This window comes from Prodigiosinella confusarubida (assembly GCF_002847015.1).
GTDB classification, from domain to species: Bacteria; Pseudomonadota; Gammaproteobacteria; order Enterobacterales; family Enterobacteriaceae; genus Prodigiosinella; species Prodigiosinella aquatilis.
In genome coordinates this window covers 3,758,663-3,771,963 of sequence record NZ_CP025085.1, presented here as the reverse complement: position 1 = coordinate 3,771,963, position 13,301 = coordinate 3,758,663, and the positions used below count along the sequence as shown (strand labels likewise).

At 53.2% G+C, this 13,301-nt stretch carries 13 protein-coding genes; all 13 read left to right on the top strand.

The annotated features are described in order from the left end of the window. The first annotated feature begins 1,199 nt into the window (after window positions 1-1,199). Window positions 1,200-2,624, top strand: coding sequence for an aminobutyraldehyde dehydrogenase (gene patD, locus CWC46_RS17230; protein ID WP_021015306.1), 1,425 nt, complete (start codon window positions 1,200-1,202; stop codon window positions 2,622-2,624). Window positions 2,625-2,918: 294 nt separating this feature from the next. Further along, window positions 2,919-4,337 carry a putrescine aminotransferase gene (gene ygjG, locus CWC46_RS17225; protein WP_021015307.1) on the top strand — a complete coding sequence of 473 codons (1,419 nt, stop codon included), beginning with the start codon at window positions 2,919-2,921 and terminating at the stop codon, window positions 4,335-4,337. 288 nt (window positions 4,338-4,625) lie between these two features. Continuing rightward, the gene (phnF, locus tag CWC46_RS23110; RefSeq protein WP_021015308.1) at window positions 4,626-5,345 is read left to right on the top strand and encodes a phosphonate metabolism transcriptional regulator PhnF; all 720 of its coding nucleotides are present in this window, start codon (window positions 4,626-4,628) and stop codon (window positions 5,343-5,345) included. After that, a complete protein-coding gene (gene phnG / locus CWC46_RS23105; protein ID WP_021015309.1) occupies window positions 5,346-5,795 on the top strand; it encodes a phosphonate C-P lyase system protein PhnG in 450 nt (149 codons plus the stop codon). It begins immediately after the preceding gene. Next, entirely contained in the window at window positions 5,792-6,367 is a 576-nt protein-coding gene (phnH, locus tag CWC46_RS17210) for a phosphonate C-P lyase system protein PhnH (RefSeq protein ID WP_021015310.1), read from the top strand. The genes phnG and phnH overlap by 4 nt, the downstream gene beginning before the upstream one ends. Beyond that, entirely contained in the window at window positions 6,367-7,458 is a 1,092-nt protein-coding gene (locus CWC46_RS17205) for a carbon-phosphorus lyase complex subunit (protein WP_021015311.1), read from the top strand. The genes phnH and CWC46_RS17205 overlap by 1 nt, the downstream gene beginning before the upstream one ends. Continuing rightward, a complete protein-coding gene (locus CWC46_RS17200; protein WP_021015312.1) occupies window positions 7,436-8,290 on the top strand; it encodes an alpha-D-ribose 1-methylphosphonate 5-phosphate C-P-lyase PhnJ in 855 nt (284 codons plus the stop codon). Before CWC46_RS17205 ends, CWC46_RS17200 begins: the two co-directional genes overlap by 23 nt. Continuing rightward, on the top strand, window positions 8,277-9,053 hold the full coding sequence (gene phnK / locus CWC46_RS17195; RefSeq protein ID WP_021015313.1) for a phosphonate C-P lyase system protein PhnK: 777 nt from the start codon (window positions 8,277-8,279) through the stop codon (window positions 9,051-9,053). The genes CWC46_RS17200 and phnK overlap by 14 nt, the downstream gene beginning before the upstream one ends. A gap of 103 nt (window positions 9,054-9,156) precedes the next feature. Continuing rightward, window positions 9,157-9,861 (top strand): phosphonate C-P lyase system protein PhnL, encoded by a 705-nt coding sequence (phnL, locus tag CWC46_RS17190; protein WP_021015314.1) that lies wholly within the window; start codon window positions 9,157-9,159, stop codon window positions 9,859-9,861. Further along, window positions 9,858-10,994, top strand: a complete 1,137-nt coding sequence (phnM, locus tag CWC46_RS17185; RefSeq protein WP_021015315.1) for an alpha-D-ribose 1-methylphosphonate 5-triphosphate diphosphatase — start codon at window positions 9,858-9,860, stop codon at window positions 10,992-10,994. The genes phnL and phnM overlap by 4 nt, the downstream gene beginning before the upstream one ends. After that, window positions 10,994-11,527, top strand: coding sequence for a ribose 1,5-bisphosphokinase (phnN, locus tag CWC46_RS17180; RefSeq protein WP_021015316.1), 534 nt, complete (start codon window positions 10,994-10,996; stop codon window positions 11,525-11,527). The genes phnM and phnN overlap by 1 nt, the downstream gene beginning before the upstream one ends. Further along, on the top strand, window positions 11,527-12,276 hold the full coding sequence (gene phnP / locus CWC46_RS17175) for a phosphonate metabolism protein PhnP (protein WP_021015317.1): 750 nt from the start codon (window positions 11,527-11,529) through the stop codon (window positions 12,274-12,276). The genes phnN and phnP overlap by 1 nt, the downstream gene beginning before the upstream one ends. A 156-nt stretch (window positions 12,277-12,432) precedes the next feature. Continuing rightward, window positions 12,433-13,266, top strand: a complete 834-nt coding sequence (gene phnC, locus CWC46_RS17170; RefSeq protein ID WP_021015318.1) for a phosphonate ABC transporter ATP-binding protein — start codon at window positions 12,433-12,435, stop codon at window positions 13,264-13,266. Window positions 13,267-13,301: the final 35 nt, after the last annotated feature.

Genomic DNA, 13,301 nt, shown 5'->3' with positions numbered 1-13,301 from the left:
TCACGGCTACTATAGATATTATTGACCATTTTTTTTCTTGATCTGAGTCTATTATTTTTAATGTTTCTTTAATTTGTCTTAAATTTATCTTAAATAAAAGAACTCCCCTACAATAATAAATAATTATTGGTTTTTTTAGTTTCTTAATTATAAAATTAGTTTATTAAATAATCTTGAATATTAAGCGCTATTTTCAGGTTTGATTTTGTCTTTGTTGTCGATTTTTTGTTTATATTATTGTTTTGTTTTTGTTGTAATAAGGTTCTTTGTTTGTTTTTTATTGGCGATTAATACTAATAAATGTCTTAATCTAAATGACTTCTGAAATGGATAGCCTATGGTAATTAACTTAATCAATTGATAAATATGATAATTTTAGATTATTTCTTTATTGTTCGCTTTATTAATATTAATGTCAATATTAACGCGCTTTATTATCTCATCAACAGATGATAATGATTAGCGATTGCGACAGATTCAACCCGTTGTACCGGTATGTGAGGGCGATTCACATTTTTCCATGGATGATGGTTAGAAAACTCAATAGTATCTTTAGTTATTAAAATGAAGATAATATAAAACTTATTAATATAACATGGCCGGTAAATGGCGGTATATGCCCAAAATACTTCGAGTTGCAGGAAGGCGGCAAGTGAGCGAATCCCGATGAGCTTACTCAGGTAAGTGATTCGGGTGAGCGAACGCAGCCAACACACCTGCAACTTAAAGTATGACGGGTATAGACGTGTTCTGATAACCGTTTAGTATGTAAAAATCACCGCACTTTCATGCTCCGTCCTCTGCAATATGACCTTGCCGGTTTGCCGTTGCCGCCGCTGTTACTTTCCCTTCATCTGACCCCTCTCATCTGATTATCGAACCTAGAGTAATATCTGGTGAAATGCGCAGTGCAGCGCTATACAAGATATATGCGAAAAACGTCGGTCAGCCGGTGGTCGGAATCAGCAGACTGCTGACAAAGTCAGATATCTCAGATATCAGGGCGTGTGCGTCGGTGGGCGTAGCGGTGTAAGCCGCCGGAGTGACCTTAGGCGCGGTATCCCTGGGGATCTTGGGCGTAAAGGCAACGTGGCCAACAAACACCGATGCTGGTCAGTAACTGGTCGCCATCTTTTTTGAATGTGGCAACTATTTTGCTAGTCCATCACAGATAGATTTCTGCTCAAAGGGAGAGTGTTATGCACGACAAATTACTTATTGATGGTAAACAGGTTGCGGGAAACGGCGAATATCTGGCGGTGTACAACCCTGCTACCGGCGAAGAGATTGCCGCTATTCCACAGGCTGATTTGGTGCAGGTCGATGATGCGGTCAACGCGGCGGACGCGGCCTTTGTCCACTGGGGACGTACATCACCCAAAACCCGTGCCGCACTGCTGCTGGCAGTGGCTGAAGCGATTGAAATGCATGCCCAAGCCCTGGCGAAACTGGAATCGCTGAACTGTGGTAAACCCTACCATGCGGTACTGAATGATGAGATCCCTGCCGTCGCCGATGTCTTTCGCTTTTTTGCCGGCGCAGTCCGTTGCCTGAGTGGGTCGGCCGCCGGTGAGTATCTTGAAGGACACACGTCGATGGTCCGCCGTGATCCGGTGGGCGTTGTCGCGTCTATCGCACCCTGGAATTATCCGCTGATGATGGCCGCATGGAAGTTGGCTCCAGCGCTGGCCGCCGGCAACTGTGTAGTGATGAAACCGGCAGAGCAGACACCGCTGACCACCTTTTATCTGGCCACTCTGCTGGCAGATATTTTCCCGCCGGGTGTGGTCAACATCCTGTTTGGTCGGGGGAAAGATATCGGTGATGCTTTAACCGGTCATAAATTGGTGCGCATGGTATCGCTTACGGGCTCCATCGCCACCGGTGCTCATATTGTGGCTCATACCGCTGGCAGTGTTAAACGCACGCATATGGAGCTGGGCGGCAAGGCACCAGTCATTGTATTTGCGGATGCCGATCTGGCGCAGGTCGTGGAGGGGATCCGGAGCTTTGGTTTCTATAATGCGGGTCAGGATTGTACGGCGGCCTGTCGGTTATATGTGCAACGTCCAGTCTATGAGGAAGTGGTCGCGGCGCTGGGTAGAGCGGTTTCCACCCTGAATATGGGTGATCCGCAGGATGACGATACTGAATTGGGGCCGCTGATCACAGCCGGACAACTGGAACGTGTGATTGGTTTTGTGGAACGGGCCAAAGCTCAATCGCATATTCGGGTCATTACCGGCGGGGCGCGTGTATCAGGCGGCGGTTACTATTTTCAACCGACAGTGCTGGCCGATGCCCGTCAGGACGATGAAATCGTGCAGCAGGAAGTGTTTGGTCCAGTGATTTCCATCACCCCATTTGATGATGAAGCCCAGGTCGTGGCATGGGCCAATGACTCCGGCTATGGTTTGGCCTCGTCGATATGGACGAAAGATGTTGGCCGTGCCCATCGTATCGCGGCCAGTCTGCAATATGGTTGTACCTGGGTAAACACGCATTTCATGCTGGTGAGTGAAATGCCCCACGGTGGGCAAAAGCTTTCCGGTTATGGCAAAGATCTGTCCATGTACGGGCTGGAGGATTACACCGTGGTGCGCCATATTATGTTCCGCCATTGATTCAGAACCAGCGCCATTGTTATTGATGAATAGTGTTGTCGATGAATAATGGCGCTTTAGTGGGCAGTATGCCCACTAATGGTGCATTTGGTCTGAGTGTTTTGCGGTATTTGATCCTGAAGAATATTGATATGGGTTTTTATCTCTGTTCCACACTGTTCCTGTTTATTTAATCTTACAAAGCATCTATCCGGAGGCGAAAAGTTTTTATTTCAAAATTTGATGGGCAACTGGCGTGTTCTGTGCATTACTTAAACTGGTATCACATGATACCCGTTAAGCAAGGAGTCTATTTTGTCCAGATTGCCGACTTGTCTCAACCCGCTAGAGTGTTCTCAGCAGGCGCTTAAATGGATTATGAATGATGTGTTATCCGATGAGGATGCACAGACACTGAATCAGGAAACACTGAATTCCTTCCGTGAATATGTCAATCCTGGTTTCCTCGAATACCGGAAATCAGTTACCAGCGGCGGTGGCTATGGCGCAGTAGAGTGGCGCGCCAGCGGCCCGAATACCCTGCTCGATACCCAAGGTAATGAATATCTCGACTGTCTCGGTGGTTATGGCATTTTCAATGTTGGCCACCGTAACCCTACCGTGGTGGCTGCCGTTGAGAAACAGCTTGCCAAACAGCCATTGCACAGCCAGGAATTGCTGGACCCGCTACGCGGTATGTTGGCAAAAACGCTGGCGGCGATTACGCCGGGTAACCTGAAATACAGCTTTTTATCCAACAGTGGCACGGAAGCAGTGGAAGCGGCATTGAAGCTGGCGAAAGCGTATCAGGGTCCAAAAGGGAAATTCAGTTTTATCGCCGCTCATGGGGCGTTCCACGGTAAATCGCTGGGTTCTCTCTCCGCTACCGCCAAACCGATATTCCGCAAACCTTTCATGCCACTGTTACCGGGGTTCCATCATGTGCCTTTTGGTGACATTGACGCCATGAGAAAGCAGATTCATCAATGCCAAAGTAACGGTGAAGGCATTGCCGCCGTGATCCTGGAACCGATTCAGGGTGAAGGTGGGGTGATTTTGCCTCCGGATCAATACTTGCCTGCGGTGCGTGCACTGTGTGACGAGATTGGGGCATTGCTGATTCTGGACGAAGTTCAGACCGGTATGGGACGTACTGGAAAAATGTTTGCCTGCCAGCATTATGGTGTCCAGCCCGATATTCTTTGTCTGGCGAAGGCACTGGGCGGGGGTGTGATGCCGATTGGCGCGACAGTGGCAACCGAAGCGGTATTCTCGGTGCTGTTTGATAACCCGTTCCTGCATACCACTACGTTTGGTGGTAATCCGCTGGCTTGTGCGGCGGCGCTGGCAACGATAAATGTGCTGCTGCGGGACAATCTGCCTGAACAGGCGGCGCAGCAAGGCAGCTTCCTGCTGTCCGGGCTGAAACGGCTGGCGGTACGTTATCCAGAGCTGGTGGCCGAGGTTCGCGGACGGGGACTGTTGCAGGCTATTGAGTTTAAAAAGAACGAGATCGGTTATGCTTTTGCCAGTGAACTGTTCCAACGCCGAGTGTTGGTGGCCGGTACGCTGAACAATGCCAAATCGATCCGTATTGAGCCGCCGCTGACTATCACCCATGAACAATGTTGCCATGTTCTGCTTGAAGCAGAACGGGCGCTGGAGAAGTTATGGAAAACGCAGCGGGCAGAGGTTAAACCAGAATTTATCGATGAGGAACTTTCGATACAGTGAAAAACCAGCGAAATTCTGTCAACGTCGTGTTGTCACGATGTGACAAGCCAGTCCGGTAATCTGACTGGCTTTTTTTTTGTCTTCTCTCCGTTACATCTCTTCATTATCCCGCAATGCATCCTTCACCTCAGTGTCACAGTCAGTCGGCATCATGTTACCCATTGCCCATAGAAGGTAAGTGTCATGCCAATCACCGTTGTTCCCCTGCGTATTCGTTCTTGTTTCATGCAATTTGATGGATTTTCTTCTGATACGAGTTTTTCACCTGACAATGACGGGATTTTTTGAATGATTCAGTTATCTAGACATCCTACCACTCTATATCAAGCCATTGCCGCGCAGTTGGAAGAGGAACTACGCAAGGGATACCACAGTGGTGATTACCTGCCTTCTGAGCAGCAATTGGCGGATCGCTATTCAGTGAACCGCCATACACTACGCCGTGCGGTGGACGAACTGGTGAATAAAGGGCTGGTTCAGCGTCGTCGAGGCATCGGTATCCTGGTGTTGATGCGTCCTTATGATTATCCGCTGCATGCCCAGGCCCGGTTCAGTCAGAATCTGATGGAGCAGGGCAGCCACCCTACCAGTGAACGTCTGTTGGCCGTGTTGCGGCCCTGCAATAGCGACGTGGCCTCTGCACTAGGCTGTCAGGAAGGGGAACCGGTGATTCACCTGCGTACCCTGCGGCGGGTCAATGCTGTACCGGTCAGTGTGATCGACCATTATTTGCCGGAACTCAACTGGTGGCCCGCACTACAGCAATTTCAGAGCGGGTCGCTGCACGACTTTATCGCCCGCGAACTGCATCAGCCGTTAACCCGTCGCCAAACCCGCATCAGCGCCCGTCCGGCGCAGGCGAAAGAGCGGCAACTACTGGAAACGGTGGCGCAATCGCCACTGCTGTGCATCCGTACCCTGAATATCTGTACCGACAGTGATCGCGTGGCGGAGTATTCCGTCAGCCTGGTTCGGGCAGAGATGATTGAACTGACCATGGAGCACTAGATGGCAATACAAACGGCAAGACAACGCTGGATGTCGATACTGGCGCACAGCGATCCGGACGTCATGCAACAACACTGGCAACAGCTGGGTTTGCGCTATAGCTACCAGGTGTTGCGTACACCAGAGACCGGACTGGCGCGCGTACAAGGGCGCATGGGGGGCACCGGAAAACGCTTTGTACTGGGAGATGTCACCCTTACTCGCGCAGTGGTACGGCTGGATGATGGCACTTGTGGTTACAGCTACGTGACCGGACGTAACAAACCGCACGCCGAGCTGTGTGCGTTGGTGGATGCCCTGTTGCAAAAACAGGGTACCGATACGCCGCTTTATCAGCAGCTAATCGTACCGTTGGCGGCAACCCGCGCAGAGCAATTGCAGCAGCGGGCACAGGAAATTGCCAGTAGCAAGGTGGATTTCTTTACTTTGGTTCGTGGAGACAATGAATGACGCTACTTGCTGGCTTTACCCATCCGTTCGGGGACGCGCAATACGCCTTCCGCCGTATTTTAAAGGCCATGAGCGAACCGGGCGTGATTGTTTCTCTCCTTCATTCGCCGCGTTGGGGCGCGCTTTCGCCGGCCGCGACTGCGGTTCTGCTGACGTTGGTCGATCGTGAAACGCCGCTATGGCTGGATCCGGCGTTACAGGATGAAACCCTGCTCACTAATCTGCGCTTTCATACTGGCGCACTGGTTACTGAACGTGCGCAGGCGGATTTTGCGCTATTGCTGTCAGTGCCACAGGTTTCACTGGCGGGTTTTTCCGCCGGCGATGCACTGGCACCGGAAAAAAGCACCTCGATCATTGTGGAGGTGCCCAGTCTGGGCGGAGGACTGCCATTGGAACTTAGCGGGCCGGGAATGGCGGAACCGCGCGGTGTCGCGCCGCAACTGCCGGAAAGTGTGCTGCATTATTTGCGTGAGCGGCCGCACCCATTTCCGCTGGGATTTGACTTTATTTTCACCAGTGGTGAGTCGCTGATGGCACTGCCGCGCACCACACATGTGGAGGTGTCCTGATGTACGTTGCGGTTAAAGGGGGCGAAAAGGCGATCGATGCTGCCCACCAGTTACAGGCGCAGTTACGCCGGGGAACGAGCGACCAGGCGGAACTGTCGGTAGAGCAAATTGAACAGCAACTGAGTCTGGCGGTGGATCGGGTAATGACCGAAGGCGGGATTTATGACCGACAACTGGCGGCATTGGCGATTAAACAGGCCAGTGGCGATCTGGTGGAAGCCATTTTCCTGCTGCGTGCTTACCGTACGACCTTGCCGCGTCTGGCGGACAGCGTGCCGCTCGACAGCAGTCAGATGCGTCTGGAACGACGTATTTCGGCGGTTTACAAAGATTTGCCTGGTGGGCAGGTGCTGGGCCCCACTTATGATTACACCCACCGTCTGCTGGATTTTGCTCTGCTGGCGGAAGGTGCGACCCCATCAACGTCGACGTCGGATAATGTGCTGATTGAGCCATGTCCACCGATGTTTACGCTGATGACGTCGGAAGGTATTGCCGCCCGGGAAGAAGATGATGGCAGCGAACCGCAGGACATTACCCGTGATCCTCCCTCGTATCCCGCCCCCCGCTCCGCACGCCTGCAACAATTGGTACGCGGCGATGAGGGTTTTTTGCTGGCGCTGGGATATTCCACCCAACGGGGTTATGGCCGCACTCATCCATTTGCCGGTGAAATTCGTACTGGCTATGTCACGGTAGAGATTGAGCCGGAAGAACTGGGGTTCTCACTGGAGGTGGGCGAGATCCTGCTGACGGAATGCGAAATGGTGAACGGTTTCACGGTGCCGGAACAGGAGCCGCCGTATTTCACCCGTGGTTACGGACTGGTATTCGGCCGTGCCGAACGTAAAGCGATGGCGATGGCGCTGGTGGATCGTGCCTTGCAGGCTGAAGCGTATAACGAGCGCGTGACTAGCCCGGCGCAGGATGAAGAGTTCGTGCTGTCACATGCGGATAACGTCGAAGCCGCCGGTTTTGTTTCACATCTCAAATTACCGCATTACGTTGATTTTCAGGCTGAACTGGAACTGTTACGGCGTTTACGTCAGGCACATCAGGAGGGAAAGGATGAAAGCGTTGAACGGCTATAACCCCGGCTATCTGGATGAGCACACCAAGCGCACGCTGCGCCGGGCGATCCTCAAGGCGGTGGCCATACCCGGTTATCAAGTGCCGTTTGGCGGACGGGAAATGCCGATGCCCTACGGCTGGGGCACGGGGGGTATTCAACTGACCGCCAGTCTGATCGGCGAACAGGACGTACTGAAAGTGATCGATCAGGGCGCGGACGATACCACCAACGCGGTGTCTATCCGGCGTTTTTTCCAGCGTGTCAGTGGCGCTGCCGTTACTGAACGTACCACGCAAGCCACGTTGATTCAGACCCGTCACCGCATTCCGGAAACCCCGCTGCGTGAAGATCAGATTCTGGTTTATCAGGTACCGATCCCCGAGCCGCTGCGTTTTATCGAACCGCGGGAAACGGAAACTCGCAAAATGCACGCACTGGAGGAGTACGGCATTATGCAGGTGAAGCTGTATGAAGATATTGCCCGCTTCGGTCATATTGCCACCACCTATGCGTATCCGGTGAAGGTCAATGACCGCTATGTTATGGATCCGTCGCCAATCCCGAAATTTGATAATCCCAAGTTGCACATGATGCCCGCGCTTCAGTTGTTCGGCGCCGGGCGAGAGAAACGTATCTACGCCTTACCGCCTTATACCAAAGTGGAAAGCCTCGATTTTGATGACCATCCGTTCGGCGTACAACGCTGGGAGCAGCCGTGTGCGCTATGCGGTTCGCAGGAGAGTTATCTGGATGAAGTGGTTATGGATGACCAGGGCACCCGACTGTTTGTCTGTTCTGATACCGATTATTGCCAGCAACGTCAGGAGGCCCAGCGCCATGACTCACACTAGCGAGACTGTCGAACAACCATTGCTGACAGTACGACAACTCACCCATCTTTACGCGCCGGGGAAGGGTTTCAGCAATGTGTCATTGGAGATTTATCCCGGTGAAGTGCTGGGTATTGTTGGCGAATCCGGTTCCGGTAAAACCACGTTGTTACAGGCGATGTCGGCGCGTCTGACGCCACAACACGGTGACGTTTTTTATCAGGGACGCGATTTATATGCCATGAGCGAGAGCGATCGTCGTCGGCTGTTGCGCGCCGAATGGGGTGTGGTGCACCAAAATCCGATGGACGGTCTGCGTCCGCAGGTATCCGCCGGGGGAAATATCGGAGAACGACTGATGGCGATGGGACAACGGCATTATGGCGATATCCGTCGTCAGGCCGGGCAATGGCTGTCGGATGTGGAAATTCCACTTTCCCGACTGGATGATCTGCCGACCACGTTTTCCGGCGGTATGCAGCAACGCCTACAGATTGCCCGCAATCTGGTGACGCATCCCCGGCTGGTATTTATGGATGAGCCTACCGGTGGCCTGGATGTGTCGGTACAGGCGCGATTACTTGATCTGCTGCGCAATCTGGTCCGGGATTTGAATCTGTCGGTGGTGATCGTGACCCATGATCTCGGTGTCGCCCGGTTGCTGGCCCATCGTTTGCTGGTAATGCGTCAAGGTGAAGTAGTGGAAAGCGGATTAACTGATCGGGTGCTGGATGATCCGCATCATTCCTATACCCAACTGCTGGTGTCATCGGTGCTGAACTAGCATTCACACGAACTTCATCAGGTGTCTATAGATACGAGTCGTTTTGCTTGCCCGAACCAATATCGCGGGTACCCATAATGTTTCTCTACAGGTTGTAAAAACCATGAATATTCAGCTTCGCGTCGAAAATCTGTGTAAAACCTTTGTGCTGCATAATCAGCACGGCATCCAACTGCCCGTGCTGCATGACGCCAGTCTGACGGTGGCGGCCGGGGAGTGTGTGGTGCTGCATGGTCATTCCGGTAGCGGGAAATCCACCTTGCTGCGTTCACTGTATGCCAACTACCAACCGGACAGCGGCCATGTCTGGGTACACCATCAGCAACAATGGGTCGATCTGGTGACGGCCCCGGCCCGCGAGGTGCTGGCAGTACGGCGGGAAACCATGGGTTGGGTCAGCCAGTTTTTACGGGTCATCCCACGTATTCCGACACTGGAGGTGGTCATGCAACCGCTGTTGGAGCGGGGAGTGGAACGCAGCGAGTGTGAAGAGCGGGCGCGGACACTGTTGTCGCGCCTGAATGTGCCATCCCATCTGTGGTCGTTGGCGCCGTCCACCTTTTCCGGCGGAGAGCAGCAACGGGTGAACATCGCGCGTGGTTTTATTGCTGACTATCCGGTGTTGCTGCTGGATGAACCGACAGCCTCACTGGACAATGCCAACCGCGACGCGGTGGTGATGCTAATCGAAGCGGCACGTGAACGTGGCGCTGCCGTAGTGGGGATATTTCATGATGCGCAAGTGCGCGCCAGAGTAGCCGATCGTCTGTATGTGATGGATCCGGTGATACAGGAGCCAGCGCTATGATTATCAATCATGTACGGATGGTTCTGGACCATGAGGTGGTCAGCGGGTCGTTGGAATGCCGGGATGGCGTGATTTGTGCGATTTCCGATACTCCCAGCCGGCTGCCGCAGGCACTGGACGGGGAGAATGGCTGGTTATTGCCGGGACTGGTGGAGTTGCATACCGATAACCTGGACAAATTTTTCATGCCACGCCCGAAGGTAGATTGGCCGGCACATTCTGCCATGAGCAGTCACGACGCGCTGATTGTCGCCAGCGGTATTACCACCGTGCTGGATGCAGTGGCGGTTGGTGATGTACGCGATGGCGGCCACCGGCTGGATAACCTGCAACGGATGATTGGCGCTATTGTTCATAGTCAACAGCAGGGTGTGAACCGGGCGGAACATCGTCTTCATCTGCGTTGCGAGTTACCACATGATTCCACGCTACCGCTGTTTGAGGCGTTGATCGATACGCAGAATTTGTCGCTGGTATCCTTGATGGATCACTCGCCGGGGCAGCGTCAGTTCGCCTCGCCAGAAAAATATCGCGAATACTATCAGGGAAAATATCATCTGAATGATGATGAAATGGATGCGTTTGACGCGGATCAGCGTCGTCTGGCGGGGCGTTGGTCCCAACCGAACCGGTTGGCGATTGCCGCTTGCTGTCGTGAACGGGGTATCGCACTGGCCAGTCATGATGACGCCACGGCTGAACATGTCGAGGAGTCCTATGGGCTGGGCAGTATGATTGCGGAGTTTCCCACCACCGAAGTAGCGGCCCACGCCTCTCACCAATGCGGTATGCAGGTATTGATGGGGGCGCCGAATATTGTGCGCGGTGGTTCGCATTCCGGTAATGTGTCGGCGCATCGTCTGGCTGCGTTGGGCCTGCTGGATATTCTGTCGTCGGACTATTATCCCGCCAGTATGCTGGATGCGGTATTCCGTATCGCCGACGATGACAGTAACCGATTCACTCTGTCACAGGCAGTGGCGCTGGTCTCTGCTAATCCGGCCCGGGCCATCGGGTTGACGGATCGCGGTCAGATTGCCGAGGGAAAGCGGGCGGACCTGGTGCTGGCGCATGCGCCGCATGGTCAGGTGCGGGTGCAGCATGTGTGGGCGCAAGGGCGACAGGTGTTTTGATGGCACGGCTTATCTGGCTGATGGGTGCGTCCGGTTCTGGCAAGGACTCATTACTAGCGGCTCTACGCCAGCAGGCACTGGATGACCTGCTGGTGGCGCATCGTTATATCACCCGTCCTGCCGATGCCGGGGGCGAGAATCATGTCGCTCTTAGTGAGAGGGAGTTTATCTGTCGTCAGGTCAACGGGCTGTTTGCGCTGCACTGGCAGGCGCATCAGCACTATTACGGTCTGGGAATTGAGATTGATGTCTGGCTGGGCCAAGGGCTGGATGTGGTGGCTAATGGCTCGCGGTTTGCCCTGCATCAGGCTCAGGCGCGTTATGGCGCACAACTGCTGCCAGTGTGTCTACAGGTTTCTACTTCGGTGTTGGCTCAGCGGTTGCGTCAACGCGGACGGGAGAGCGCTGCTGAGATTGAGCAACGACTGCGCCGTGCCAATAATGTGGTGCCGGCCGATTGTCAGCAATTGATGAATGATGGACCGTTATCACACACCCTGTTGGCATTTTGCCAACTGCTGGAGAAAACGTGATGGAGTTTACTTTTCTGGGAACCGGCGATGTTCGGCAGGTGCCGGTGTTTGGCTGTGACTGTCCTGCGTGTGTTCGGGCGCAGCGTGAATACCGTTACCGGCGCGGTCCCTGTAGCGCGTCGATTCGTTGTGGCGACGAAACGACGTTGTTGGATGCCGGGCTGCCGCGACTGGAACAGCGCTTCAGTCCGGGCGAAATCAGTCATATAGTGCTAACCCATTACCACATGGATCATGTTCAGGGACTGTTTTCGCTACGCTGGGGGATCGGGGAGAAAATCCCGGTATATGGCCCGCCAGATATGCAGGGCTGCGACGATCTCTACAAGCATCCGGGGATGTTGGATTTTAAACCGTTTCTGACCCCGTTCCAGACGCTGCGATTAGGCGAACTTCGCGTGACACCGCTACCACTTAATCATTCGCGGCCGACATTCGGTTATTTGCTGGAAGATACTCACCAGACGCTGGCGTACCTGACGGACACGATCGGGTTGCCGACGGAGACGTTTCGTTATCTGAGCGAACGGGCGCTGACTCATCTGATTGTCGATTGCTCCGCCGCCCCTTGCGAACCGCCGCCCCGAAATCACAATGACCTGACCCGGGCACTGGCCATTCATGAGGCGCTTAATCCAGCGCAGACCTGGTTGACACACCTGAGTCATGAAATGGACAGTTGGTTAATGATGCATACCCTACCGGATAGAGTAGCTACCGCCGAGGATGGTCTGATACTGCATGCCTGATGCAAATTGGTGGTGTTTTACATATTAATTGGCACCAATCATGACACGTTCTCCACTATGTTCATTTTTTAATCATGAATCTGTCATGAAGCTTTCATCTGTGATGCCCTTAATAGCAGCTATTCCGTTCACTGATTGACGAGATATGGCACAGCTATGACACAGGTACTGTTGGAATCTGAGACTTATCTGCACGTTCATTCCCAGCCGATTACACAGAAGAAAGTGCTGGAAGTCCGCCAGTTAAGTAAGGCTTATACGGCGCAGCAACGGGTACTGGATGACCTCAATTTTGATCTGCACAGTGGTGAAATGGTGGCGGTGATTGGCCGTTCTGGGGCAGGGAAGTCAACACTGTTGCATGTCATGAATGGTACACTCCCGGCCAGTGAAGGCCAGATCCTGCACTACCGCGACAATGGCGATACACAGGACATCACACAACTCAACAGCCGCCAGATGCGGCAGTGGCGCAGTGAATGCGGGATGATTTTCCAGGATTTTTGCCTGGTGCCGCGGCTTGATGTGCTTACCAATGTCCTGCTTGGCCGGTTGAGCCAGACGTCCCCTGTTAAATCCTTTTTCAAATGCTTTTCTGATGAAGATCGTGCGCATGCCATCGGCCTGCTGCAATGGATGGGTATGCTACCCCATGCGTTGCAGCGGGCAGAAAATCTCTCCGGTGGACAGATGCAGCGTGTCGCCATCTGCCGTGCGCTGATGCAAAACCCCCATATTCTGCTGGCCGATGAACCGGTCGCATCGCTCGACCCCAAAAATACCCAACGCATCATGGATGTCCTGCGTCAGGTGAGTGACAACGGCATCACCGTGGTGGTGAATCTCCACTCCGTTGAACTGGTAAAAGAGTACTGTACGCGGGCGATAGGCATCGCTAAAGGACGCATTCTGTTTGACGGTCATCCCGCTGAGTTAACCGACGCTTTGCTTCACACTCTCTATGGCGATGAGATTAATCAACTCCACTAATAACGCCACTTTTGGCATGACCACTATCTTTGACA